Source organism: Nocardioides sp. (assembly GCF_030150155.1).
Classification (GTDB): Bacteria; Actinomycetota; Actinomycetes; order Propionibacteriales; family Nocardioidaceae; genus Nocardioides.
This window is the reverse complement of sequence record NZ_JASLGR010000031.1, coordinates 72,105-94,032: the sequence shown is the minus strand read 5'-3', so window position 1 is coordinate 94,032 and position 21,928 is coordinate 72,105. Positions and strand designations below refer to the sequence as shown.

The following is a 21,928-nucleotide window of genomic DNA, read 5'->3' as shown; positions in this document are numbered from 1 at the left end:
TGGATCTCCTTGTTCAGTGGGCGTAGGTCCACGACGACGACGCGGAGTAGTAGCCGTCGTCGGGCATGGGGGCCGATCCGTTCTCGAACCGGATCTGGGTGGTCGTCCGGTCGCCGATGCGGGCACGCACCCTCCGCAGGGCGCGGTCGATGCGGACGTTGACCCAGTGGGCCTCGTTCGGGGTACGGCCCACGGCGACGACGTTGATCCGCCACCCGAGGACGTCCTGGCCACCGCCGAGGTTCACGACCTCCACGTAGCGCTGGCTGAGCGCGACCACGGCGTACCGGTCAGGCTGTGCGGCCACCCGCAGGGCCTGGTCGGGGTGGTTCTTGTCCCCGGGGACCATCCCGTACTCGTAGGCCCGGGTGTCGGCGTCACCGTCGACGAACTGGGCGTTGATGAGCGCGAGCACCTCGGTGGCGTGAAGGCGCTCGTCGACGATCAGGCTGTTCATCGCTGCGGCCAGAACAGGTGGTCGAGGAGGGCCTGGACCTCACGCTCGAAACGCGGCAGAACCGTGTCGGTGGCCTGGGCGAGGTTGTTGTGCGCCGGGTTGTTCCGCGACCCGCCCTCAAGGATCGGAGCGAGGAGCCCCTGCCCTTCAGGCAGAGGACCGAACTCGGCCGAGATCGACCCGGTGCCACCACTTCGCGCCATCTCGACCTTGCTGGCCGAGATCTTCGCGGGGTACTTCCGGGCGTGAGCCCGCGAGGTCCACCTGGCGATCCGCTTCGACGTCGCTGCTCCGTCCTTCGCCACATCGGCGATGAGGCGCTTCCCGCGGCGGTAGAACTCGGGGCCGGCCTTCTTCAGGTCCTCCTCGAGGTCGATGAGGCCCTGGTGCTCGACGGTGATTCTCACGCCCACTCCTTGGGCCGGGGCACCGCCGTGACGGACAGGCGCCGTTGGATCTTCTGGTCGGCGGTGGTGGCCTCGGTGATGCGGAACACGAGCCCGGCCAAGACCCCGGCGGTGACCTCGTACAGGTCGCCGTCTTCGAGGTCCTCGGTGGTGGCAGGCAGGAACAGGGTCCGAACGGCGACCGCGCGCTCGACTTCCCCGGAGTCCTGGTCGCGGTACGACGCCGCGTTGGAGCCGCTGCTGTCGCGGATCCGACCAGGCAGGTCGAGGTGGACGAGGACCCACGCTGCTGTCTCGGCGCCGGTGGTCTCGTCCTGGACACCGCGGTCGGTCTGACGGCGGACGTTCCCTGTCGAGCTGCCGTTCTCCGCGCCCATGCGCTCCTCGGCCAGTGCACGGAGGTCCTCGACGGCCTCCGAGATCGCCGCACCGAACCCGGTGAACATGCTCAGAGCCCGTGCCGAAGACGGATGTTGCCGTAGGACCGGCGCCGGCGAGCCTTCACCCCGAGCAGCACGCGGCGTTCCTCGTCGGTGAGGTACACCCCGGCGCGAGTGGCGTCGCTGAACCGTTCGGTCTGCGAGCCGTCATCGACAGCCCGGGTGACCGAGGTCAGGCCCTTCGGGTTCAAGATCGCCCGAGCAGCGACCTCCAGGCCGATGGCCTCGATCTCGCTCGGCACCGACACGCTCCGGTCGGACCACACGGCGTAGACGAGCCCGTTGGCGAGCTTCGCGATCGTGACCGCTCGGGCAGGGAGAGGGGTGTTGCACTGCAGGTAGGAGGCGAGTGTGTCGGTGTCGAAGATCTCGTCGGCCACGTGGCTCGCCTCCTACCTGCAGGTGTGTTCAGTTGTCGCCGGTGCTGGCGTTGGCCGCCTGGACGGCGTCGTCGCCGACCAGGAGGCTGACCAGCTCGGGCTTGTTGGCGGCCTTGGGGACCTCGATCTGGTCCTCGTCGGCGCGACCGGCGTTGCGGGCCTCGATGGCCTCGACCAGCTCCGCCTTGGTGAGGGCGGTGTAGTCGGGCTTCTCGTCGACCGGCGGGGTGCTGACACCGAGGTCGCCGGTGCCGGCGTTGGCCGCCAGCGGGTCCTGCGGCGTGGCGGGCTCCTCGACGGGGTTGCCGTCGGTGAAGCAGTGCGGGCCCATCTGGCGGGCGGCCCATGCCGGCACGGAGTCGCCCGGGGAGAAGAGGACCTTCTCCATCGGGTTGTTCTCCGCGCCGACATAGACGTGCACGCCGTCGGCGATGACCTTGGTAGCCATCAGGCGACCGTCGCCACCATGAGCGCCCGGGGCCGGTCGATGATCGGCATACCGACGGCGTCCACGAAGGTGAACTCGCGGTAGGGCGGGCCGACCTTCTCGACGACACCGACGATGCCGGGGGCGTTCTCGAAGGCGAAGTCGGCTTCGGAGGAGTCAACGAGTTCCAGCGCGGTGGCCGAGACACCCCACACGGTGCGGCCCAACTGGTGGGTCTTCGGGGGAACGAAGTACACCTTGTTGACCGGGGTGATCCGGACAGAGACGTCATCGACGTCAACCTGGGCGTCGTACACGCCCTCGATGGGCGGAAGGCCCCGGGCGCGCAACGCCTGGTCGAGCTGCTCGCGGGCGAGGAACGCGGCCGGGCCCAGAAGGTTTCCTGCGGCGTTGCGCAGCTTGATGTTGGCCAGCCACAGCGCCAGCGTGTCGATGCTGACCCACATCCCGCCGGGGGCGAACCCGGCCGTGGCGGTGTACGCCTTGGTCCAGGTGAAGATGTCACCCAGGACGTCGGCGTCGTAGTTGCCGTCGGTGTCGGTGTGGGAGTGCAGGACAGCCGCGGTGACGAAGTTCCCGGCCGGCACCTGGAAGTCAGCCTCCAGGGTCAGACCGCCCTCGTTGATGAGGGAGAACTTCCCGTCAGTGAGGACGTCACCGCGGGCCTGCTCCATCCGGTTGATGACGTAGCCGGTGAGGGTCTGGGCGTCGTTGTAGACGGCCTGCGTGAGCGCCTCGGTACGGGTGCCGCCAGTGCGAGCGAACTGGATCTTCAGCCGCTCGTACTCACCCATGGTGAGGGTGTCCGACAGCGGCGGGAGGGTCACGGTGCGCAGCGTTCCCACGTCGCGGCGGGCACGGTGGAGGTTGGCGTCGAAGGCCCGGAACCGCGCGGTGCGGTTGGTGCGGGTCAGCTCCGTGACGTCGACCTCGTTGGAGTCGATGTAGACGTTGGGGAGGATCTGGTCGAGCATGAACTCGGCCGGGGTGGGGACCTCTCGAACGAAGTCGATGAGGTCGTCAGGGGTAACGACGCCGTCGTAGACGATAGCCACGGTGGTGGTTCCTTTCTCAGGTCCGCGATCAGGCCGCGAAGAAGATGGTCGGGAGGTCGGCCTGGCCGGCGGTGTCGATGTAGCCGCCCGCCGCTGCGGTGGCGGAGGTGAACGGCAGCTTCGACACCGAGATGACTGCGAAGGCCTTCAGCAGGGCGCAGCCGACCTTGGCCTTCTGGGTGCCGTTGGGCTGGATGACGTGCACCGAGGCGCGGAGGATCCCGACAGCGGTCTCCCGGCCGTCGCTCGCCGTGTTGAGGTACGGGCCAAGGAGACCCGTGGAGGTCTTCTTGCCGAGCACGGTGCCGGCGGGGATGTAGCCCTTGGCGAAGTGCTGAGCCTGGGTGAAAAGGCTGACGTCGAGGGTGCCGCCGTCAGTGAACGGAACGCCGGGACTGGAAAGGTCCCAGGCGAGGTTCTCGGACTGGAACTGGGTCTCGTAAACACCGATATCGGTCACGGGAGGGTCCTACTTTCAGGTCGGCTGACGGCAGGGGTGCTGTCAGCTGGTGGGCTTGCCGAACCGCCTCTGGGCCTCTGCCTTGCCGGCGCTGGTGGTGGCGGTCTGCTGCTGGCCGGTACGCCGGCCGGCGCCGAAGTCACGGCGCTTGGTCTGGTCGCCCGTGTCGGGCGTGAACTTCTTGGCGAAGTTCGCGATCTTGGTGCCGTCGATGCCGCTGTCGGTGATGTAGGCGTCGACGTTGAAGGCCACGGCGATCTCGTCGAGGTCGTCGCCGGTCACGCCGTTGGCCTCCAGGGCGGCACGGAAGATGGCCGTGGCGGCCGTGCGCCGCTCCCCGGCAACGCCTTCCTGCTTGCCGGCTTCGCGGGCAGCGGCGATGTCCTTCTCCGCGGCGGTGAGCTGGGCGGCCTGGTGCTCGTCGAAGGCCTTGAGGTCCTGACGGACCTGGTCGGCCGAACGGTCGCCGAGGAGTTCCCTGAAGGCGGTCTCGTGCTTCCGGGAGTGGTACTTCCAGTAGGCCGTGGCCTCCTGGTCGCTCATCTCAGCGACGGGAGTGTCTTTCGGGAACCCGAGGTCGTTTCCGCCTCCGGTGGTGCCAGTCGCACCAGTCGCGCCGGTGGCCCCGGTCGGCCCGGTGGCACCAGTTCCAGTGGCACCGGCCTGGCCAGCGGTCTCGTCGCCGCCCATGACGGGCCAGCAGACGCGACCATCGGGGCGAACCCAGATGGCCTGGATGGGATCACCCGTGAGCGGGTGAACCTTCGTGGGGTGGATCGGAAGAGCAGAGGTGCCGGGCATGGGTGATCTCCTGTCGGAGTGAAGTGGGTGACCGCGCCCTGTCGGTGCGGCCTGGCCCCGCAACACGGCGGGGTGAACGTGGGGCGGCTCAGCCGCCGGCGGCGATGCGTTCGAGCTTCGCGATGAGGCGCCGCTGGTACGCCAGGGGCTTGGCGACGTCTGAACCCGCTGCGGCGCGGCTCTCCAGGGAGGCGAGGACGGGGTGCAGCGCGGCGAGCTGCTTCGTGGCCTGCGCCGGGGTGATCCCGGTCGGCTTCGCGATCTGCTGCGGTCCGGTGAAGTGCTGGCCGGCGACCGTGAGGGTCGGCCCGTACTCGCCGTGCTCACGGACCTGGTAGCGGACCTTCGACAGGGAGTACCTGTCCGCCTTCCCTCCGGCCTGCTGCTTGGCGAGCTTGTACAGATCCGAGGTGTTGAGCTCGGCGGCCGGGTCCTTCCCGTCCAAGATCGGGAGGGTCTTGCACCGGCACGACGGCGGGTGGATCGGCAGCAAGTCGCGAGTGGAGTAGATCTGGTCGGCCGCGGCGATGCAGAGACCGCAGGTCCCCGACTTCGACAGCTCGGGGTGGATGACCCGTCGGTAGTGCGTGACCCCGACGGCCTCGTAGGAGTCCCGCTCGGCTTCGCGGACGGCCAGCATGATGTCGGTCTCGATGAGCTCGAGCTCGCGGGCGAACGCTGCAGCTCGCGCAGCCGCCTCGTCGCCCGTTGTGGCGAAGGTGTCGCGGTAGACCTGGGCGGGCCGGGAGTGCACTACGACCGGGTCGGCGCCGCCCCGGATCGTGGGGGTGCTGATCCTCGGCACCACGATCCGCCGGCGTCCGGTCAGTGCGGAGATGATCTGCCCGACGACCTCGCTGGCATGGCTGGAAACGATGCCCTGGGCATCAGCTGACGTGGCCGCGACGACCGCCGCCGTGGTGGCCACGGCAGCGTCGTCGTACCACGCGTCGAACTGGGCCCACGCCGCCGTTGCGAGAGCCCCGGCTCGGGCGGCCACGCTGTCGGATGCCGCCTGTGCCTGGGTGAGCCACGCTCCGGCCACGACGGCGGCCGGGGTGAGGGTGGGCTCATCGGCGGTGATGGTCACGCGCTGGCCTGCGTCGCGCCAGCATCCGTCGTGGGGCTCGGCGCCGAGGCGGTGTCACCGCCGGGGAAGAGGAGGTCCCGGTTGCGGAGCTCGCGGATGCGGTCGACCACGTCACCGGGCGACATCTGCAGGACGTCAGTCCAGATCGCCTCGGTCGGGAGGACACCGCGCAGGTTGTTCGCGGCCGCGGACATCTCCTGCAGCGAGAACAACTGCATCGGGCCCCAGATCGCCTCGATCTTGGACACGTCAGCACGCTGGGTGTCGCTCTGGAACTCGAACGCGAGCGCGATGGTCTGTGCCCACCGCGCCTCAGCGCGATCGCGGCGGTCCCCGATCTCGAAGGTGTGCTCTTCCTTCTGGGTCGATGCGCCCTCGGCGGAGCCGTTCGCAGCGTCGGGGGTGATCAGGTACAGCGGCATCGCGGCGGTGAAGGCGAGCCACTGCAGGTCGGACTTGATCGCGTTGATCGCACCCTGGTTGTCGACCTGGGCCGATTCCCAGATCTTCGCGCCCTTCGGGAGCCGCCACAGCGCGTCCGGTGCCGAGGTGAACATCCCAGCCCAGTCGTCGTCAGACCACTTGGTCGGGTCGAGCGGACGACCGTCCTCGTCTGTGGCATCCGGGTCGTCGTCGTACTCGCCGGGATCCTCTTCCGCCATCTCCAGGGCACGCTGTCGGAAGGCCTGGATCTTGGAGGTCCACCACTCGTTGAAGATCCGGTCGTTGATGCGGTCGAGGTGCTCGAGGTGTCCCTCGATCTCGGAGCGGCCGTTCTTGTTCTCGAAGTGCACCATCGCGACCCGGTTGTTCGGGATGGTGTCGAACTTGTCGAAGTCCCAGTCCCACCGGTCGGCCAGCACGAAGGGCTTCCGGCCCGCGAACAGGGTCGAGGTCGGCACCTCGCAGAACGCGACGTACAGCGCGCCGGGCAGGAAGAGGTAGGCGTAGTCGATCCCGAGGGGCTCGTTGCGGAACATCTTCAAGCCGGCCAGCACCTCGCCAGTGGCGGGGTCGTCCTCGGTGATGCACTCCAGTGGCGTCTCGGCGGTGATCAGCGACCACGAACGTGTTCCGTCCGGAGGGGTGATGATCGTGTAGGCGTCACCGAGGCCGAGCATGTCGTCGTGGACCTGACGAGCGCGGAGCCGCAGCTGGTTGTGACGCATCAGGTCACGTGCCTTCTCGTCGCCGAGCTCGTCGTTGGCCGCGGCGGTGCGGAAGTCCCGCAGCCCCATGCGGTTGGTCGTCGCGGACACGATGCGAGGGGCGACGTTGAGCCGGCCGATGCGGCAGTGCTCCCGGAACTCCGGAGCCCAGTCGCGGTGGATGTCCTCCCGCAGCGGCGGGTCGCCACGCAGGTAGTCGTCCAGGAGTTCCAACCCGGGGCGGACCTTCGACGGCTTCAGCCCCCGACGGTTGTACCTCTGGGCCCCCGAGCGACCGGCACGGCGGTCGTGGAGCTTCCCCGACAGATACTTCAGCCACCAACCTGGGGAGTTCGGCTCCTCGGTGTCGATCATGCCGGTCTCCCTCCGTCGTTCAGCGGATCCGCTTCACTGCCTGCCGCTTCTTCTTCACCCGCGGTTTCGCGTTGGCCTTGAGCGCCGCGAGGTACGCCTCCCAGGACAGGACGGCGGCCATCTGGGCGTCGAACTTCCGGTCGAGCCGGATCTTCTTGAGGATGTAGAGACGGCGTTCGCGTTCGTCGTCCTCGTCGTCCCAGATGTTGAGGTAGCGCCGTCCAGCCGCGGCGGCGTGGTCGGCGAACGCCTTCTCGAGCGGGTCCAGGTCTGGGTCATCACCGGCGTGGGCGAACGTCACCGCGCCGGACCGCATGGCCTCGGTGTAGTGCTTGATCGCGAATGCCATCGGACGGTGCTGCTGCGTGAACCACTCCTCGACGCAGCCCCACTTGCCTGCCCAGGAGCCGATGGTCTCGGTCCAGTGCGGGGGGTCGCAGTTGAACCGCCACACCTCGTAGTCGGACATCATCTGCTTGACCGACTCGGTCACCTCGGCCTCGTCGATCTCCCACTCATCGTCGTCACCGAGGTCTGCCGGTCGTTCCCACAAGGCGTGGATCTGCTGCTTGCCCGTGGCGATCTCGGTGAGAACGATCGCGGTGGAGTCACGGAACCGCGCCCCATCGAAGCCAGCGACGACGAACGCACCGGGCTTGATCCGTCCCGGGACGCGGAGCGTCTTGCGCAGGACCGGGTCGAAGGCCTGCTCAGCCGAGCGAGTCCAACGGTTCAGCCAGACGCGCTCCAGGAAGTTCCGGTCTGCCTTCGGGTCATCCCACTGCGCGGCGATGTCCTCGAACTGGCCGGGAGCGTACTCCCCGACCGGGCCCGTGGCTTCCTCGACAGCGACGAGGCGTTCGGCCTTGACCTCGAGGTTGTAGTTCCCGCTCGCCCACCGGTGGAAGTAGAAGAGCCGCGGCTCCTCGATCTTCCCCGCCGCGATCGCCTCGGCCTCAGCGTGGAGGTCCTCGGCCACCGAGTTCTCACCCGGCTCGCCGGCGGTGCCGACGTACAGCCCCCAGGCATCTTCCATCGGCCGCTTCGGGAGGTTGGCGCGCATGGTCTGGTGCGCCTTCTTCTGCATCGGCGTGTGCAGACGGTGCGGTTCGTCGAACCCCTGGAACGTGGTGCGCGCGCCGTCACGAGCGCCGGGTGAGTTCGCGACCGGCAGCGCCTTGCCGTCGGCGGTCCCGCGCTCGCTGAGCCGGATGATCCGCTCCTGAGTCGCGTCGAACAGGTCGGCGTCCGGGCCCTCGGTGATCATGTAGAACAGGGCGCCGTAGGCGAGCTCTTCGACCTGCTCGAGGCTGACCGACAGAAGCGGGATGTACGGCGCTGTCACCGGCCGGCCGACCGGCTGACCGTAGGCGTCGAACCCGTCGCAGCGGACCGGACCTTCGGGGTGCAGTTCGGCTTCAGAGACCCACGCGAGGAGCTCGGTCTTCGCGAGGCCCTTTCGCACTGAGTAGCCGGCACGCTTGTACCGGCGTCGGCCGGCGAACTTGTGGCCTTGCGGGTACACCTCGTAGAAGCTGTAGATCGCTGCGCGCTTGTCGTCGTCGAGGACCGCCGGCTCTCCCTGCACGGAGCCGGGGCCGAAGATCATCCGCTCCTCGATCAGCTGGCAGACCTGCGGGCCGAGCGTCGGCCACGGCTCCTCTGGGTCGAAGCGCGGGACGACGAGGGTCCCCATCGGAGGCTCAGCTCACGACGGCCAGGTGAGCGCGAGGATCGTTGGCCGGCGTCGGCTGCTTCGCGGGCGGCTTGGACGGGCTGCCGTTGCCCCGCCGCTTCTGCCCGCGCTCCTTGGCTTCCTCGGCCGTCTCGATCGTCCACTCCAGCCGCCGGCGTGCGTAGGGCGAGAGCCCGAGGTCGGCGCGCTGGAGCCGGTACTCGGCCATCGCGTCCTTGCGGGCCTTCGCGGTCGGGGCGGTCCAGATGTCGTCGTACAGCAGGGCGACGACGAACACGTTGTGCACGTCGGAGGCGTCCCACTGCATCGCCATCGGCGACGTCCACACCGCTGCCCACCACGCCTCGGTCTGCAGGTGCCAGGAGGTCTCGACCTCGTAGCCGTCGGCGTCCCACCGAGGCGGGTGGCTCGGGAGGTCGGGGATCGAGTTGTTCGCCGCGACGAGCGACTCGATGATGGCCGCCTTCGTTCCCCCCTTGGACAGCTGCGCGTCAGCGGGTCGGGAGAGGTTCGCCAAGTCGATGGCCTCACGGAGCGTGACCATGTTCATGGCCTCGTAGTCCTCGCGGCTGACGGTCTCCTCGGCGCGGGTCAGCGTCGCCTTGGTCGCCACCTTGTTCCGGCGAGCGCGGGTCGAGGGGTCCTTCTTCCGTGCGGGCATGCGGGCCTCCCATGTCGGGACGTGGTCGCCCCGTGTCGGGGCTTGGTGGGACGCCCGATGAAGGCGGGCTTTGGCCCCCGTTCCGGGGCCCGCCCCAGAAGCTGGGGAACCGTACAGGGCACGAAGAGCAGCCCCCTTCGGTCCCGAGGGCGGCGGGGGTGGGAGGAGGTCCCCCACCCCCTCCAGGCGCCGGTCTGGGGCTATGCCAGGGGCTGGCCGGCCTGCTCGTTGCACCGCTTGTGAGCGGGGCCGAGGGGGCCGTTCCTGTCCCGTGTGCGGTGGTGCGCTGCGAACGACTTCGGGTGCGGGGCCCTCAGTGCGAAGTCGATCGGCTGGCCGCAGAGCTCGCAGGGCGAGCGCTTGACCTTGGCTGTTTGCCGCAGGCTGGCCGCTCGCTTTACGTGGCCGGCGTCGTAGTGGCGCTCGTGCCGTGAGCCGTAGCGGCTGCGCTCAGTGCGGTAGTCGCGGGGCGGGTGAGAGGTGCAGGGCTGCAGCTCGTCGCAGCCGGCATTGGTGCAGCGGCGCGGGGCTCGCGGCATCAGTCGTCGTCGCCATGCTCGGACAGCTCGGCTGCCCTGAGCATCCCGATGCGCTCGATCCAGGACATGCCCTCGGACCAGGCTTGACGGAGGCAGACACGGCCGTCGGGGGTGATGACCTTCAGGAGTACGACGACGTCGCTGATCAGTTCGCCGTCTGCGGGCTCATGGGTGACTCCCAGGCTGTCTATCAGCTGGCCCATCGGAGTGCTCATCGCAGACCCCCTGAAATGACGAAACCGGCTTCAGGGGATGCAGTCGCCCCGTTGCCGGTGATGCGAGGGTATCTGAGTGACTGGTGGGATGTCACGAACGGAGACAGGGCGTGTCTTGCCGCCTCCGCAGGCGGAGGGATCGGCGGAGAGGGGCGCGGGTGGGTCGCTCGAGAGGCGGAGGGTGATCGCGAGTGAGCTGGAGCCGGTCTGAAAGATCTTCTGTATACCTCTATACAGCCACCAGGGTCGGCTGTATAGTTCTATACATGACGACGAGCTACTACCGCATCCAGCACGAGGACCGCGACGTGCAGGAGCTCCTGGACCCCGAGTTCCAGGTGTCGTTCAACTACAACGGCCGGGACGAGGACATGCGCGCTGGCATCTCGGTGTGCGCCTCGCTGGACGACCTGGCCCGCTACATCGCCAACTCCGGCGTCGAGATCGACCCGCACCACTCCGTCATCGTGGAGTTGACCGGCCCCTACAGCGACGACGAGCCGTGTGACGCCGACCAGGGCGAACTGCTCATCATGCCCACCGCAATCATCAAGGTCACCGACGCCACCGAGGCTGGGTTCTATGACCTGATCGACGCAATCTACGAGGAGATGTGACCATGACCGACTGGACCGCATGGCTCGGCCCCGCCGCTGACGAGATGACCGACCACCAGCGCGAGCGTTTCGAGCGCGAGGCCGCCGAGGCGATCGACCGAATCGGAGACGACCCCGACCTCCAGGAGGAGCGAGACGCCGCGCTCTCGGCGATCGTGCAGTACCTCCTCGGCGAGACGACGATCGACGAGGCTGGCGAGGCTCGAACCCGCACCCAGCGCGAGGCTCGCTATGCCTCCCTGGCGGCCCAGCAGATCGCGCGGCTGGCGGTTCAGGACGGCATGTCCGAGGAGGAGGCGGGCTGGCGCGCCCACCTGACGCGAATGACGGTCAGGAAGGCACTGGGGAAGTGAGGTTCGGCGACCCGTCCGGCCAGGGTCGCTTCGGCATCCTCGACGACGACGGCGCCACGGTCCTGTGCCATGAGTGCGGCCAGCGGTTCCGCAGCGTCGGCCACCACCTGCCCGGGGCGCACGGAATGACTCCGGCGCAGTATCGAGCGGCACACGGCCTCGCCGTGGGCATGGCGCTGGTGTCGTCTGTGTCGAGCGAGCGAGCGTCGGCCAGCGCGATCGCCCGCGGCATGGCGTCCGTCGAGGGGCGACGTGACCCAGCCAGGGCGTCGGCGGCTCGCGACCCGGAAAGGATCGCTCGGGCCAACTCTTCGCGCGACCGGGACCTGGAGGCGGGCCGGCGCCTGCTCGAGCTCGGCTATCAGGGGATCGATGACCTGCTCGGTCGGACGGCCAGCCTCGGGCCGCGTGAGGCATCCCGGGTGAGCGGTATCCCCGAGGCGACCATCCGTCGGTGGAGAAAGCGTCCCGAGTAGCCTGGCCCGACGTGACCCTCTACGCCACCATTCGCTCAGCCGACCAGGTCGAGCGTCATGGACGCCACTCCTCTCGGCAGTCGGAGTGACCGGCGTAGGGGAGAGCGAGGAGCCGGAGCGTAGGACAGGGGAGCAGGACTGACGGCGCGCCGTCATAGTCTGCCTCCTCATTGACGGCGCAGGTCCGACACTCACCCGTGTATGCACGCGCCCCGCGATCGGGAGCAAGGACGAGCTCGCCGTGCTCATCCACGATCCGCCGCTTGGCCTCGCACTCGGCCAGCACGCGGGCCGTGATCGCGTAGTTGCCGGGTATCCCGTCGCGGATCTCGAACCTCGACACGTTGCTGGCCGTGGCCTCGTCTTCGGCGATCCGTGCCAGCAGGAACTCAGTGATCGTCATGTGCGTGATCCTCTCAGGCGTTGGTGAGTCGGGCGAGGTGCTTGCGGTGGATGTGGAGTCGGTCGGCTGCCGCGGTCGGGGTCATGCCGCCGCGGACGAGCTCGCGCCACTGGGCTTCGCGGTGGCGGCGGTCCGCGGCGGCTGCGGCCTTGGCGGCGGTGTGGGCGGTCGCGGCGAGGTGGCGTGACCACAGGTGGGGCCAGAGGACGAGGACTCGGCCGGTGGGTCGGGCGGTGGTGGGGTGGAGTTCGCAGTAGGCCGGGACGACGTCATCGTGGCTGCCGCGCTGGCGGGGCTTGAGGGGCCGGCCGTCGTGGGGGCACCGGAAGGTGCCGGGGTCGTAGGTGCGCTTGCAGCTGCTGCATTTCACGGGGAGATGTCGGACGGGGAGGTCGAGCCAAGCGCGGACGGTGACGGGCTGGCGGCCGTGGGCCTTGAGCATGTCGATCGCGTCGGTGCGGGTGACCCATCGGTCGGTGGTGTCGGTGCGGAGGTCGCGGGCGAGGGCGTCGGTGTAGCCGTCGTGGTCGTACCAGGTGCCGCAGTCGAGGCACTTCCAGCGGTCGAGGTCGGGGTCGCTGGTGTAGGTCGGGGTGGGTGGGGTGAAGTCGGGGCAGCGGGGGTTGAAGCAGAACTGCGGCGGGGTGGTGTGGGTGATGCGGCCACCGCAGGTGGTGGCGCCCTGGCGGCGTCGGGTGCAGGACTTCGTCGGGCCGGCCGGGTAGGGGTGGCCGCAGTCGGTGCAGGTTCGGGTGGCGGGTGTGGTGGTGGTGCAGGTGGTGCAGGTGTGTCCGGTGACCCAGCGGGCGCCGGGGATCACGACCAGGGTCGGTGGGGTGTCCTCGTGGGTCGGGTTGGGGCAGTGGACTCGGGAGCGTTCGGGGCGGCGGCTGGCGCCGAGGATCGCCTCGAGGTTGGTGCGGGCCTTGCGGACGTCGGCGGCGAGGTGGTCGAGGTGGTCGGGGTGGGTGGTGATGATCCAGTTGACCTGTGCGGCCAGCCAGGTGGCTTCGGTGGTCAGGGTGGCGATGTGGTCCCAGTGGGCGTTCAGCTCGTCGCGGTACTGGTCGGTCCAGTAGCGGAGGACCTGGAGGGCGGCCATGTGGTCGTCGTCGTCTTCGTCGACCGCGGGGGTGTCGCCGGGGTGGTAGCCCTTCGGGGGTGTGCCTGCGCGGTCCCAGGCGGCCTGGGCGAGGTCGTGGCGGCGCGCCCACTTCGCGAGGTCGGCGACCGGGGCCAGCGCGACCATCGCGGCACCCCCGGGGAGTGGTGAGCGGTCGATGCGGGCGTTGGCCAGCGCGACGGCCTGGCCAGCGAGGAGCGGCGCGAGTCGGGTGATCTCGGTGAGGTCGCGGGCCATCTTCACCACGACCGGGGTGTCAGTGGTGGGGGTGGCCTGGGCCCGGGTCATGGAGTGGGAGCAGTCCGCGCAGCACGGCCGACCGGTGGTGTTCCAGCGGGTATCGCACACCGTGGTCGGGCAGGAGCACGGGAGCGGGAGGACAGCGATCGTGGTCATCAGTAGCGGTTCCTGTCAGATCGGGTTCGGCGACGGCGCTCAGCCGCCGCCTGCTTCTTGAGCCGCTCGTAGCGGCCCTCTGTTCCGTGGCCGAGGTGCCAGTGGCCCTGGCACCTGTAGGCCTTCATCCGGCCACCCTCGGGGCGTCGGATCCCGTGCAGGGACCGCTTCGCTGACCCCTCGGACGGGAAGGCCTTCTTGTCGGGGTGGTGGGGGCATTCGGTCATCGGTGGGACCGCCTGCTGTACGGAGCCCCAGCCGGGGAGGGCTGAGGCACAGAGGAGATGAGCAGCGGCACCACGGCCGGCCCACTCCAGGCCTGCCAGAACCGACGCTCCGTGCACCCGCTCGGGTGCGTCGCCCTCCGTCGAAAGGACACTCCAGTGCTGGAGAACATCCGGGCCGCCGCCCGCCGCCACCCGCTTCTGATCCGGGTCGTGCTGGGCCTTAGCCACCACGTCGTAGTCGAGATCGCCACCCACATCGTGATGATGCTGATCGCCGGGTGAACCAACCGGACAATGGGCATCCCCGCAGGAATCGGGCCGATTGGCCCCGGCGGGGTGTGGGCATAGGGACGCGTTCGTGGAGTTAGCCGTCGGGGCAGGGCACTGGGGTCCTCCGGTGTTGGGCGGGAACTGGCGGCAGAACGGCTGCAAGGTCGCGGTTGGTGGCCTAAGTTCGGCGGCACCGGCAGCACAGGGCTGCCCGAATTGAAGAAGGCAGAGTTATGGCAACGGAGAATCAGGGGGCAGCGCGAGATGTCCTGTACGCCGCGATCGAGAAAACGGTCAACAACGGAGAACTCGACGAGCTCTTCATCGCGGACAAGGCCAGGGCCCTGCGTGAACTGGCCACGGCGTACCGACTCGTGGCCGGCGGACCGCAGCCGGGTTCCGTGACGGTCCAGAACCAGAGCTGACACGACTGCCACCTGGTTCTCGGGCCAGGTAGCGGCAGCCGACTGCAGCATCATGGCGTGACCTCGTGCCACTCATCATGCGGGTAGATCCGGTGCTCGTCCGGGCCGCTGGCGTGCGGCAGGTCGAACTCCGGGTCCTGGCGTTCGCCCTCCATGTGGCAAAGCCAGCCACCTGGTTCAATCCAGTTCCATCCCGACATGCTGCCATCGGGGTAGACCGACCGATAGCGGAACCCATCAGCGCACACTGACGCGGCCTGATGGCCCTTGGAGCGGACGTACTCAGCGGCGGCCTCGATCTCCTCGATCGAGTGGCCGATCTCGTAGTACTCCGACCGGAACGCCGTGATCCTCTCCAGGCGTTCGAACACACGGGGCTGACCCATCACGCCTCCTCCCCGCCACGCCTACCGAGCCGTGTGGAGCGAGACAGCCAGTACGCGTCGATGCGTGTGACGTGGGTATCGGTGACCTGTCCGGTGGTCATGGTTCGGCAGTTCTCCTCGACCTGGGCCTTGCAGGACGGGCACGCGACGGCGTTGGCCTGGCGGGTCATGAGTCACCTCCGGGCCGAGTGGAGGGCTGGCTGGTCTCCTGACAGCCAGCGGCGGTGCAGTGAGCGATGCCGCCCTCCCAGGCCACGGTCACGGTGTCCCGTTGCCTGTGCTCGTCAACCGGGCAGACCCAGAACCTGACGCGAGCGTTCCCGAGGACTCGCATCAGGAAGTCCTCGTCCGATTCCCCATCATCTCGCGGCCTCATGGGGTCCGGCGCGACCAACTCGGCGGTAGGCGTGGTGCTCACTGGGCACCTCCTGTCTCGGCCGGCAGGCCCATCACGTGCGAGAGCGCGATCCCGCCCGGGTAGCCCTCGACCATGACGGCAGGGGTGTGGCCGCCGAGCATCCACGCCTCCGAGCGAGTCTTGCTCTCGCGTCCCTCGCCCTCACGCGCGCCAGGCCAGAAAAGGACCGGCGTGCCGATCGGGACGATCTGGTTGAACTGCTCGACCTGCCGCAGCGTCTTGCCCATGCGTCGCGGGCTGCTCGTCACGCTGCTCACCCCTCGCCTCCCGTCCAGCCCGACCGGCGGGCATCATGCAGGCACGCCGGGCACATGCCGGGGTCGCCCCCATCCACCGGCCGACCACACTGCGAGCACGGCGACGTCTCCTCGGGGCCACACGCGCACCCCTCGCTCAGGCTGGGCGTGAAGCCGCACCCTTCGCAGGCGACCTCAGCCAGCGTCTGCGCCCCAGCAGGCGACAGGGCGGGCGGTGGGAGCACGCGCCCCACGCTGTTGCCGACATACAGGGCATGGTCGCCGTCTACCCAGAAGAATCCGGGGGTCACTTCGGCTTCACGCCACCGCCCGTCGTCGAACAGGACTAGGCGGCGGTCGCCGGGCGCGAATGCCTCCTCCTCGACCGCCTCACTTACCCCCACCTCCCCTGCCTCGATGGTCACGGTGACCGAGGTGGGTAGGCCAAGGGTGACGAGGTCGGAGCAGGTCAGCAGGTCGCCATACTGCTCGTGGCTCAGGATCTTGCGGATGGTGCTCATCGGGTCTCCTCGGTGGTCAGGGTGCTTGCTGCTTGCTCGGCCTGTTCGAGCACGAGCGTGTGGCGGTCGTTGTGGCCGCCCTGGGTGTCGGCGTACCGGGCTCGGTCGTCGATGACGTCGTCAGGCGTCGCGGTGCTGGCACTGCAGGCGGGGCAGGTCTCGGTGCTCACTTCTTCTCCTTGGGGGTGCCGTCGTTGAGTAGGTAGACCGGTCGGCCGTGCCAGAGCACGACCGGGACCGTGGTCGGGTCAGCGGTCGATGTGGGGAGCAGCCAGCCGGCCTCGGCGGCGGCGTGGCGGTGGGACTCGATCCAGCCGTGGCAGCCGTCGACCCCTGTGCCGCAGAGGAGGACGAGGTTGCCGGGCTGGTTGAGCTCGGGACGGCTGGTGCCGCCCATCCCCCGGGGGATGCGGTGGTGGATGGAGTACGGGTAGACCGGCCAGGTGCGGGCCTGGTCGTCGAGGGACAGCACCCGTGTCGCGCAGCGTTCACACCGGCCTTCTGCGCGGGCCTTCACCAGGAGTCGGACCGTCTGGGACGGGCCGGTCGCCGTGGCGCGGCGGTGAGGTCGACGGGGACGGGTCCTGCAGGTCTCGGCTGGGGTGCGACGCAGCCCGCTCCGGGCCTGCAGCGGCGTCTTCCGGGTCAGGGACGTGCGCTTCATGCTTCGGCTCGCTTGATCGCCTCGAGGAGCTCCTCGACCAGGGTCACGGTCTCGACACGGGTGAGGGCGATCTCGACGTTGAGGAGGTTCACGTCAACGATCCCGGTGCCGGGACGGGCGGTGACCTTGACCCGGTCGCTGATCGACGGCGCCCACACGGACCCCTGAGAGCAGTTCAGGGCGTCACCGAGGGTCGGGGTCGGGAACGTGGCGTTGAGGACCTCCACGGGGAGCGTGCTCATCGGCAGAACCCGAACAGGCGGCGGCGATGGGGCTTGGACTGAGCACAGGCCGCCCGGATCGCCTTGTCCCAGTGGGCGTCGGAGACGACCGGACCCGAGTACTTCACCGGCGTGTCGGACTCAGTGCCGGCTACACGTGGCTGGACGGTCCCGCCGGCGGCGGCGAGGCGCTTGAAAACAGCTGCCGTCTGATTCGTCGCATGGCCCGCGGTGGCGTCGATGGAACGCGATGCGGGGACAGGACAGGTGATCGCGTTGTAGATCGCCCGGGCCCAGCGGGCGTCACCCAGGGCGGTGTGGCGGACATCAGCGGCCGGAGGAGTGACCCCGAGGGCGGCACCGAGGTGGTCGGACACCCACGGGACGGGCTGAGGCCTGCCGAGTCCGGCCAGCGCGCCGGCCGCCATCGCCTTCACGTCGACGATGCCGTAGTGCCATGCCGGAGCCAGTCCGTGGGCACGGAGGTCGCGGCCGAGGGCTTCGGTGTCGAAGCTGATCCCGACGCCAGCGACGATCGCACCGCGGGTCCACTCCTCGACGAGCTCGACGGCGTCGACGAGCTCGAGGACGTGGATGTCGGCGGCGCCCTGGTCGCGGGACGCGGCGTAGAGGTGGTGGCGGTCATAGAACCGGCCGACCTTCAGGGCCTGGGCATCGGCACCGGAGAGGTCGACGTTGGTGATCTGGATCGCGATCTCGTCGCTGGTGCCGTCGGGGTGCTGCTTGACCATCGCGAGCTCCCAGATCTGGCGGTCGGGTCGCAGGGAGGTGGTCTCGGTGTCGAGGAACACGATCGGTGGGGTGCTGGCGGCGGGCATGTCAGGCCTTCTTTCGGGTCGGGGTGGCGTCCTTGTCGACGCCGATGGATTCGGAGATGCAGGGCACGCACCTGGTGGCGGTGCCGGACTTGCCGTGGATCGGGCACGGCTCGGAGACGAGGGCGAGGTCGCCGGGCTTGCGGAGTTCGCGCCAGCCCGGGAGCCAGGCCTGGGCGAACGCCGGGGGCTTGTTGGCCTGGTAGCTCCGCAGCGCGGAGGTGACCAGGGCGGCGTCACCGTGGAGTTCGATCAGTGCCTCGATCTCGGTGTGCTGCTCGGTCGTGAGGCGGTCCCAGCGGACGACGAGCTTGCGGGCCTCCAGGGCGTTGCGGAGGATCTCCAGGGCCGGCGGCAGCGGCGGCGTGGGAGCCGTGTCGACCCCTACTGGAACCTCTGCTGCCGCCGCAGCCTTAATACGGGTCGGGTCGGGTCGGGTCGGGGTAGGTGTGACTACCGGTGTGACGTCGCTGTGAGTCACAGCGACGTCACGCTGTGACACCGCCGCGTCCTTCTTCTTCTCGCGGGACTTCCGCTGACGTTCAGCGGCTGCCTCCCGGCCGGCCAGGACCTCTTCCTTGGATGGGTTCTGGTCGAGGAAGTCGTGGACCTGCATCAGCCCAGGCACTCCGGCAGGGCAGGACTTCGTTCCGCATCCCTCGCCCAGGCCGTGCCACAGGTTCACCCGCGTCAGGTGCTTGGCGTCAGCCGAGTTGCCGCCCATCTCGGCGACCATGTGGGCGCCGAACTTCCCGTCTGTGAGGTTGCGGGCGCACCAGGTCCCCATCGACGTCCACAGACCGATGGCGCGTAGCCGTGCCGCTCCCCGTGGGATGTCGAGGACCTTCGGGTGGGAGTCGAACCCGTCGTCCATTCGGAACCAGACCATCAGGCGGCCTTGGTGGTGTGCTGGTTGCCGTTCCAGTCAGGGTTCGCGCGGGCCACGAGACGGCGGTAGAGCGGCTGGAGGTCGTGGCGATCGCACCAGCGCTCGAGCGCTTTCCGGGTGACGTCGAGGTGGGAACAGACCTTGTTGATGTCGTGCCCGGCATCGTCGGCGTCCAGGAGGATGTCGTAGCGGCTGGAGTCGCCCCTGCCGGACTCATCCGGCTGCTCGGCGAGGTCGTCGATGTCGTTCCACGCCAGCGGTCCGGGCCAGCCCTTCGCGCGGGCTTCAGCAGCGGCGGCGGCAGACGGTCCGGGATAGCGATAGAGGCGGGTGTAGGCGTCGGCTACGGCGAGCGCGGTCTTGGCGAGGACACGTTCGTTGCTGTTGCGGATCATCGCGATCGTGGAGAACGCGATACCGGTCTCGTTGGCGAGTTCGTCCAGCCCCCAGCCGATGACAGCCAAGGCACGGAGCCGCCGTCGAGACGGTTCAGCACCGATCAGTCCGTCGGTCGGTCGTCGGGCGTTGAGGATCTGGGCGGACACGACAGGCCCAAGGCTCACTCTCCGGCCCTTGCGGTACTGGGCGAGGATGTAGCCGAACCGACCGGGAGGAAGCCCTGTGGCCGACCCGATCGCTCGGGAAGTCCAGCCAGCCTCGATCATCGGAGCGAGGTGCGCCCAGGCCACGTCGTTCGGGACGCGCCATGCGAGGCCGCCGGCGCGGCGGGAACTCCGGATCTTTCGGGTCCTGCGACAGGGCGGGCATGGGCAGGTTGTCCAGTACGAACCAGCCCGTCGGATGCAGGTGATGGTGCTCATCGGGTCATCGCCGTGTTCAGCTCGCGGACGACCTGGGTCAGGGTGGCCTGGTCGGGCTCCCACAGGCCCTGCTTCCCGAGGGCCGGGACCGGCCGGTGGAACAGCCGTGGCCGGGTGAGCTCGTGGTGCTTGCGGTACTTGAACGCCCAGGGCGAGCACCGGCAACCGCAGTCGGCCGAGGAGTGCACGCTGGTGATCTCGACGACCCCGATGATCGCGCCGACGGACCACCGGGCATCGGAGGCGGCCGGTGCACCGAGGACGGGGACCTTCTCGCCCGTGATCTGCTCGTACAGGTCGAACGCCGAGGCGTCAGCGAGGGTCTGGGCGGTGTGGATCAGAAGCGGCCCGCGGTGCTTGTACGCCTGGGTGCGGTTCTCGACCAGCTTCGGCGCCGTCGGGTGGAAGATCGCCCCTGCATGGGGCTGACGGATCGTCAGGCACTTCATGCTGCCACCGCCCCTCCGAGGGACTCGGCCACCGCAGCGATGAGGTCGCGGGCTGCCGGCGGGGTGACGGCGTTGCCGCAGAGCTTGACGCGCTGGCGGCGGGTTCCGGACCAGATGTAGTCGGCGGGGAACGCCATCCCGGCGGCGACCTCGTGAGGTTCGAGCATCCGGAAGAGGCAGTCGTCGACGTGGGCCGCGGCGGCGTCGATGTCGCCCGGGGTGAGGAGGGACTGGTGTCCAGCGGTCGTGAGGGTCCGCATCACCTCGCTGGCCGGGGTGGTCATCTCGGCGCCGCCGGAGTTGTTGCGGTGGATCAGGGCGTAGCGGTCGACGGTGGTGAGCGTGCCGACCGGTCGACTGGCGGGCTGGGCGCTCTGTGCGGTGCCGTAGTACGGCATCACCAGGGCTGAGGTCTCTCGGGTGGTCATAGTGCGGTGGGCTTCCGTTGTGGGGCGGGCATCGTCGTTCCAGGTCCCCCCGGCGGGCACCACAAGCGCAGCTCCGCCGCCTGTGGCGGTGGTGCTCGTCGGCAGGGGCTCGTTGAACGCTGGGTGGGCGCGGTTGGTGTGGTTGTTGGCCTGGATCAGCGCGTGGTGGTTGCCCGAGGCGGTGATGGTCGACATGGGGTGCGTGGCCGACCGAGCGTCAGATCCACCGCCGCGGAGCTCGGCGAGGAACGGTGGCGCGACGACGCCGTGGCTGGCGCCGTCGGCCACGATCGTGGGCAGAGGTGACACCGCGGGGTCGATGTTGCGGTCCCGCTCGCGGAACTGGGTCAAGAACGGCCCCGGCTCGATCAGGGCCTTGCTGGTGTCGTTCGCGGTGAGGGTGCTGACCGGCTCGTCGACGCCCCGGGTGCGGTAGTCGAAGCGTCGTTCGAGCATGAACGGCGGCACCGCGATGGCGTCGAGGTGGCGGGAGGTCTGGGTGCGCAGCGGGGTGTCGGCCGAGCTCACTCGGTCGCCAGCGCGGCCTTCCAGCGGCACCACGAGGGCCTTGGTCTCCTGGGTGTGGAGCGTCTTCAGCGTGTCGAGGGTGGACCAGGTGCGGTAGTAGCCGTTCGGGTCGCCATAGGCGGTGTGCTTCGGGTCGGCGGCGTCGTACTGGTTCCCGCCGGCCTCCAGGTGGAACGGTGCCCAGTACTTCGCGATCCCGGCCGCGATCCGGCGGCGGGTCTTGTCGGCCAGCGGCTTGGCGCGGTCACCGATGCGGGTTCCTCGGATCGACCAGTCGATCGCTGCGGCGGCCGGGAGGTAGCCGGGCTCCACGGTGGTGCCGCACGCGCCGTGGAGGTAGACGTACTGGCTGCGGTACTTCCCGACGGTGCGGCCGTTCTTGAAGACCTGCTGGGACTCGACCACCGACGCGCAGGTTGGGCACCACGCGAGGGGGCGCATGACCCGGTCGACGTCGGGTGCACGGTTCCCCTTGAGCCAGCAGACGATGTAGAGCCGGTCGCGGGACTGCGGTGCCGGGTCGCCGTGGGCCTGGGCGTGCATCGAGTTCAGGGACACGACGCGGTGCTCGTAGCCGAGGTTCGCGAGGCTGCGGCGCCACAGGGTCCAGGCGTCGCGGTACTTCACGTTGGTGGCGATGTCGACGACGTTCTCGATCACCATCGCGGCGTACCGGTGGTGCTCAGCGAATCGGAGGACGTCGAACATCAGGAGCCGGGAGCGCTGCACGATCGCGGTCTCGGGGTCCTCGTCGACGAGTTCGGGGTCGAGGAGGGACAGGAGGTCGTCGCCGCTGCTGATCGGGACGTTGGAGTACTTCCCGCCCGAGGCCTGGGACCACTTCGTGCACTCGGGTGAGGCCCAGAGGATGTCGGTGCGGGGGAAGAACGCCGGGTTCTCCTCGTGCAGGTCGACGGCGGCGTGGTCGGCGGTCGGGTGGTTCTGGTTGTGGACCTCAACAGCGAGAGGCCAGTGGTTCGCGGCGATCTTGATCTCCACGTCGGGGACCTGGATCGCGCCGGTCGATGACCCTCCCCCACCACAGAACAGGTCTGTCACGGTCAGGCTC

General features: G+C 69.1%; 31 protein-coding genes. 5 read left to right on the top strand and 26 right to left on the bottom strand.

Annotated elements, in window-relative coordinates; translation table 11 throughout:
- Positions 1–13: 13 nt before the first annotated feature.
- From Q1V88_RS09415 to Q1V88_RS09355, 13 genes are all read right to left on the bottom strand, one after another.
- Complete coding sequence (locus Q1V88_RS09415) at positions 14–457, bottom strand: hypothetical protein (RefSeq protein ID WP_300680758.1); 444 nt, start codon at positions 455–457, stop codon at positions 14–16.
- The gene (locus Q1V88_RS09410; protein WP_300680757.1) at positions 454–864 is read right to left on the bottom strand and encodes a hypothetical protein; all 411 of its coding nucleotides are present in this window, start codon (positions 862–864) and stop codon (positions 454–456) included. Before Q1V88_RS09410 ends, Q1V88_RS09415 begins: the two co-directional genes overlap by 4 nt.
- The gene (locus tag Q1V88_RS09405; protein ID WP_300680756.1) at positions 861–1,310 is read right to left on the bottom strand and encodes a DUF6093 family protein; all 450 of its coding nucleotides are present in this window, start codon (positions 1,308–1,310) and stop codon (positions 861–863) included. The genes Q1V88_RS09410 and Q1V88_RS09405 overlap by 4 nt, the downstream gene beginning before the upstream one ends.
- 2 nt (positions 1,311–1,312) lie before the next feature.
- The gene (locus tag Q1V88_RS09400) at positions 1,313–1,684 is read right to left on the bottom strand and encodes a hypothetical protein (protein ID WP_300680754.1); all 372 of its coding nucleotides are present in this window, start codon (positions 1,682–1,684) and stop codon (positions 1,313–1,315) included.
- A 28-nt stretch (positions 1,685–1,712) separates the two neighbouring features.
- The gene (locus tag Q1V88_RS09395) at positions 1,713–2,132 is read right to left on the bottom strand and encodes a hypothetical protein (RefSeq protein ID WP_300680752.1); all 420 of its coding nucleotides are present in this window, start codon (positions 2,130–2,132) and stop codon (positions 1,713–1,715) included.
- Positions 2,132–3,187: a major capsid protein gene (locus Q1V88_RS09390; RefSeq protein WP_300680750.1), complete on the bottom strand. Its 1,056-nt coding sequence runs from the start codon at positions 3,185–3,187 to the stop codon at positions 2,132–2,134. Before Q1V88_RS09390 ends, Q1V88_RS09395 begins: the two co-directional genes overlap by 1 nt.
- Positions 3,188–3,215: 28 nt before the next feature.
- Complete coding sequence (locus Q1V88_RS09385; protein WP_300680748.1) at positions 3,216–3,647, bottom strand: head decoration protein; 432 nt, start codon at positions 3,645–3,647, stop codon at positions 3,216–3,218.
- A 42-nt stretch (positions 3,648–3,689) separates the two neighbouring features.
- Positions 3,690–4,190 carry a hypothetical protein gene (locus tag Q1V88_RS09380; protein WP_300680747.1) on the bottom strand — a complete coding sequence of 167 codons (501 nt, stop codon included), beginning with the start codon at positions 4,188–4,190 and terminating at the stop codon, positions 3,690–3,692.
- A 346-nt stretch (positions 4,191–4,536) separates the two neighbouring features.
- Positions 4,537–5,538, bottom strand: a complete 1,002-nt coding sequence (locus tag Q1V88_RS09375; protein WP_300680745.1) for a hypothetical protein — start codon at positions 5,536–5,538, stop codon at positions 4,537–4,539.
- Entirely contained in the window at positions 5,535–7,061 is a 1,527-nt protein-coding gene (locus Q1V88_RS09370; protein ID WP_300680743.1) for a hypothetical protein, read from the bottom strand. The genes Q1V88_RS09375 and Q1V88_RS09370 overlap by 4 nt, the downstream gene beginning before the upstream one ends.
- A 19-nt stretch (positions 7,062–7,080) precedes the next feature.
- Positions 7,081–8,757: a hypothetical protein gene (locus Q1V88_RS09365; RefSeq protein WP_300680741.1), complete on the bottom strand. Its 1,677-nt coding sequence runs from the start codon at positions 8,755–8,757 to the stop codon at positions 7,081–7,083.
- A gap of 7 nt (positions 8,758–8,764) precedes the next feature.
- Positions 8,765–9,418, bottom strand: coding sequence for a hypothetical protein (locus Q1V88_RS09360; RefSeq protein ID WP_300680739.1), 654 nt, complete (start codon positions 9,416–9,418; stop codon positions 8,765–8,767).
- A 538-nt stretch (positions 9,419–9,956) separates the two neighbouring features.
- Positions 9,957–10,172 carry a hypothetical protein gene (locus tag Q1V88_RS09355; RefSeq protein WP_300680737.1) on the bottom strand — a complete coding sequence of 72 codons (216 nt, stop codon included), beginning with the start codon at positions 10,170–10,172 and terminating at the stop codon, positions 9,957–9,959.
- A 266-nt stretch (positions 10,173–10,438) separates the two neighbouring features.
- Here Q1V88_RS09355 and Q1V88_RS09350 point away from each other — a divergent pair, with 266 nt between their 5' ends.
- From Q1V88_RS09350 to Q1V88_RS09340, 3 genes are read left to right on the top strand one after another with little or no spacing between them, the layout of a single operon-like run.
- Positions 10,439–10,789 carry a hypothetical protein gene (locus tag Q1V88_RS09350; protein WP_300680735.1) on the top strand — a complete coding sequence of 117 codons (351 nt, stop codon included), beginning with the start codon at positions 10,439–10,441 and terminating at the stop codon, positions 10,787–10,789.
- Between the two features lie 2 nt (positions 10,790–10,791).
- On the top strand, positions 10,792–11,142 hold the full coding sequence (locus Q1V88_RS09345; RefSeq protein ID WP_300680733.1) for a hypothetical protein: 351 nt from the start codon (positions 10,792–10,794) through the stop codon (positions 11,140–11,142).
- Positions 11,139–11,618, top strand: coding sequence for a MucR family transcriptional regulator (locus Q1V88_RS09340; protein ID WP_300680731.1), 480 nt, complete (start codon positions 11,139–11,141; stop codon positions 11,616–11,618). The genes Q1V88_RS09345 and Q1V88_RS09340 overlap by 4 nt, the downstream gene beginning before the upstream one ends.
- A gap of 55 nt (positions 11,619–11,673) precedes the next feature.
- Here the strand turns inward: Q1V88_RS09340 and Q1V88_RS09335 are convergent, their stop codons facing one another.
- Entirely contained in the window at positions 11,674–12,021 is a 348-nt protein-coding gene (locus Q1V88_RS09335; protein ID WP_300680729.1) for a DUF6221 family protein, read from the bottom strand.
- 13 nt (positions 12,022–12,034) lie between these two features.
- Positions 12,035–13,540: a hypothetical protein gene (locus Q1V88_RS09330; protein ID WP_300680728.1), complete on the bottom strand. Its 1,506-nt coding sequence runs from the start codon at positions 13,538–13,540 to the stop codon at positions 12,035–12,037.
- Between the two features lie 383 nt (positions 13,541–13,923).
- Between Q1V88_RS09330 and Q1V88_RS09325 the strand changes: the two genes are divergently transcribed.
- Entirely contained in the window at positions 13,924–14,049 is a 126-nt protein-coding gene (locus Q1V88_RS09325) for a hypothetical protein (protein ID WP_300680726.1), read from the top strand.
- 221 nt (positions 14,050–14,270) lie between these two features.
- Positions 14,271–14,462, top strand: a complete 192-nt coding sequence (locus Q1V88_RS09320; RefSeq protein WP_300680724.1) for a hypothetical protein — start codon at positions 14,271–14,273, stop codon at positions 14,460–14,462.
- A 50-nt stretch (positions 14,463–14,512) separates the two neighbouring features.
- Here the strand turns inward: Q1V88_RS09320 and Q1V88_RS09315 are convergent, their stop codons facing one another.
- The 11 genes from Q1V88_RS09315 to Q1V88_RS09265 form a co-directional block, all read right to left on the bottom strand.
- Complete coding sequence (locus tag Q1V88_RS09315; RefSeq protein ID WP_300680723.1) at positions 14,513–14,851, bottom strand: hypothetical protein; 339 nt, start codon at positions 14,849–14,851, stop codon at positions 14,513–14,515.
- Between the two features lie 411 nt (positions 14,852–15,262).
- Positions 15,263–15,523: a hypothetical protein gene (locus Q1V88_RS09310; RefSeq protein ID WP_300680721.1), complete on the bottom strand. Its 261-nt coding sequence runs from the start codon at positions 15,521–15,523 to the stop codon at positions 15,263–15,265.
- Positions 15,520–16,023, bottom strand: a complete 504-nt coding sequence (locus Q1V88_RS09305; RefSeq protein WP_300680720.1) for a hypothetical protein — start codon at positions 16,021–16,023, stop codon at positions 15,520–15,522. The genes Q1V88_RS09310 and Q1V88_RS09305 overlap by 4 nt, the downstream gene beginning before the upstream one ends.
- Entirely contained in the window at positions 16,020–16,193 is a 174-nt protein-coding gene (locus tag Q1V88_RS09300) for a hypothetical protein (protein ID WP_300680718.1), read from the bottom strand. The genes Q1V88_RS09305 and Q1V88_RS09300 overlap by 4 nt, the downstream gene beginning before the upstream one ends.
- The gene (locus Q1V88_RS09295) at positions 16,190–16,687 is read right to left on the bottom strand and encodes a hypothetical protein (protein WP_300680716.1); all 498 of its coding nucleotides are present in this window, start codon (positions 16,685–16,687) and stop codon (positions 16,190–16,192) included. Before Q1V88_RS09295 ends, Q1V88_RS09300 begins: the two co-directional genes overlap by 4 nt.
- Entirely contained in the window at positions 16,684–16,929 is a 246-nt protein-coding gene (locus Q1V88_RS09290; RefSeq protein WP_300680714.1) for a hypothetical protein, read from the bottom strand. The genes Q1V88_RS09295 and Q1V88_RS09290 overlap by 4 nt, the downstream gene beginning before the upstream one ends.
- Complete coding sequence (locus Q1V88_RS09285; RefSeq protein ID WP_300680713.1) at positions 16,926–17,747, bottom strand: hypothetical protein; 822 nt, start codon at positions 17,745–17,747, stop codon at positions 16,926–16,928. The genes Q1V88_RS09290 and Q1V88_RS09285 overlap by 4 nt, the downstream gene beginning before the upstream one ends.
- A 1-nt stretch (position 17,748) precedes the next feature.
- Positions 17,749–18,633 (bottom strand): hypothetical protein, encoded by an 885-nt coding sequence (locus Q1V88_RS09280; RefSeq protein ID WP_300680711.1) that lies wholly within the window; start codon positions 18,631–18,633, stop codon positions 17,749–17,751.
- Positions 18,633–19,298: a hypothetical protein gene (locus Q1V88_RS09275; protein ID WP_300680709.1), complete on the bottom strand. Its 666-nt coding sequence runs from the start codon at positions 19,296–19,298 to the stop codon at positions 18,633–18,635. The genes Q1V88_RS09280 and Q1V88_RS09275 overlap by 1 nt, the downstream gene beginning before the upstream one ends.
- Positions 19,299–19,450: 152 nt before the next feature.
- Positions 19,451–19,903: a hypothetical protein gene (locus Q1V88_RS09270; RefSeq protein WP_300680707.1), complete on the bottom strand. Its 453-nt coding sequence runs from the start codon at positions 19,901–19,903 to the stop codon at positions 19,451–19,453.
- The gene (locus Q1V88_RS09265; RefSeq protein ID WP_300680706.1) at positions 19,900–21,918 is read right to left on the bottom strand and encodes a DNA cytosine methyltransferase; all 2,019 of its coding nucleotides are present in this window, start codon (positions 21,916–21,918) and stop codon (positions 19,900–19,902) included. Before Q1V88_RS09265 ends, Q1V88_RS09270 begins: the two co-directional genes overlap by 4 nt.
- Positions 21,919–21,928: the final 10 nt, after the last annotated feature.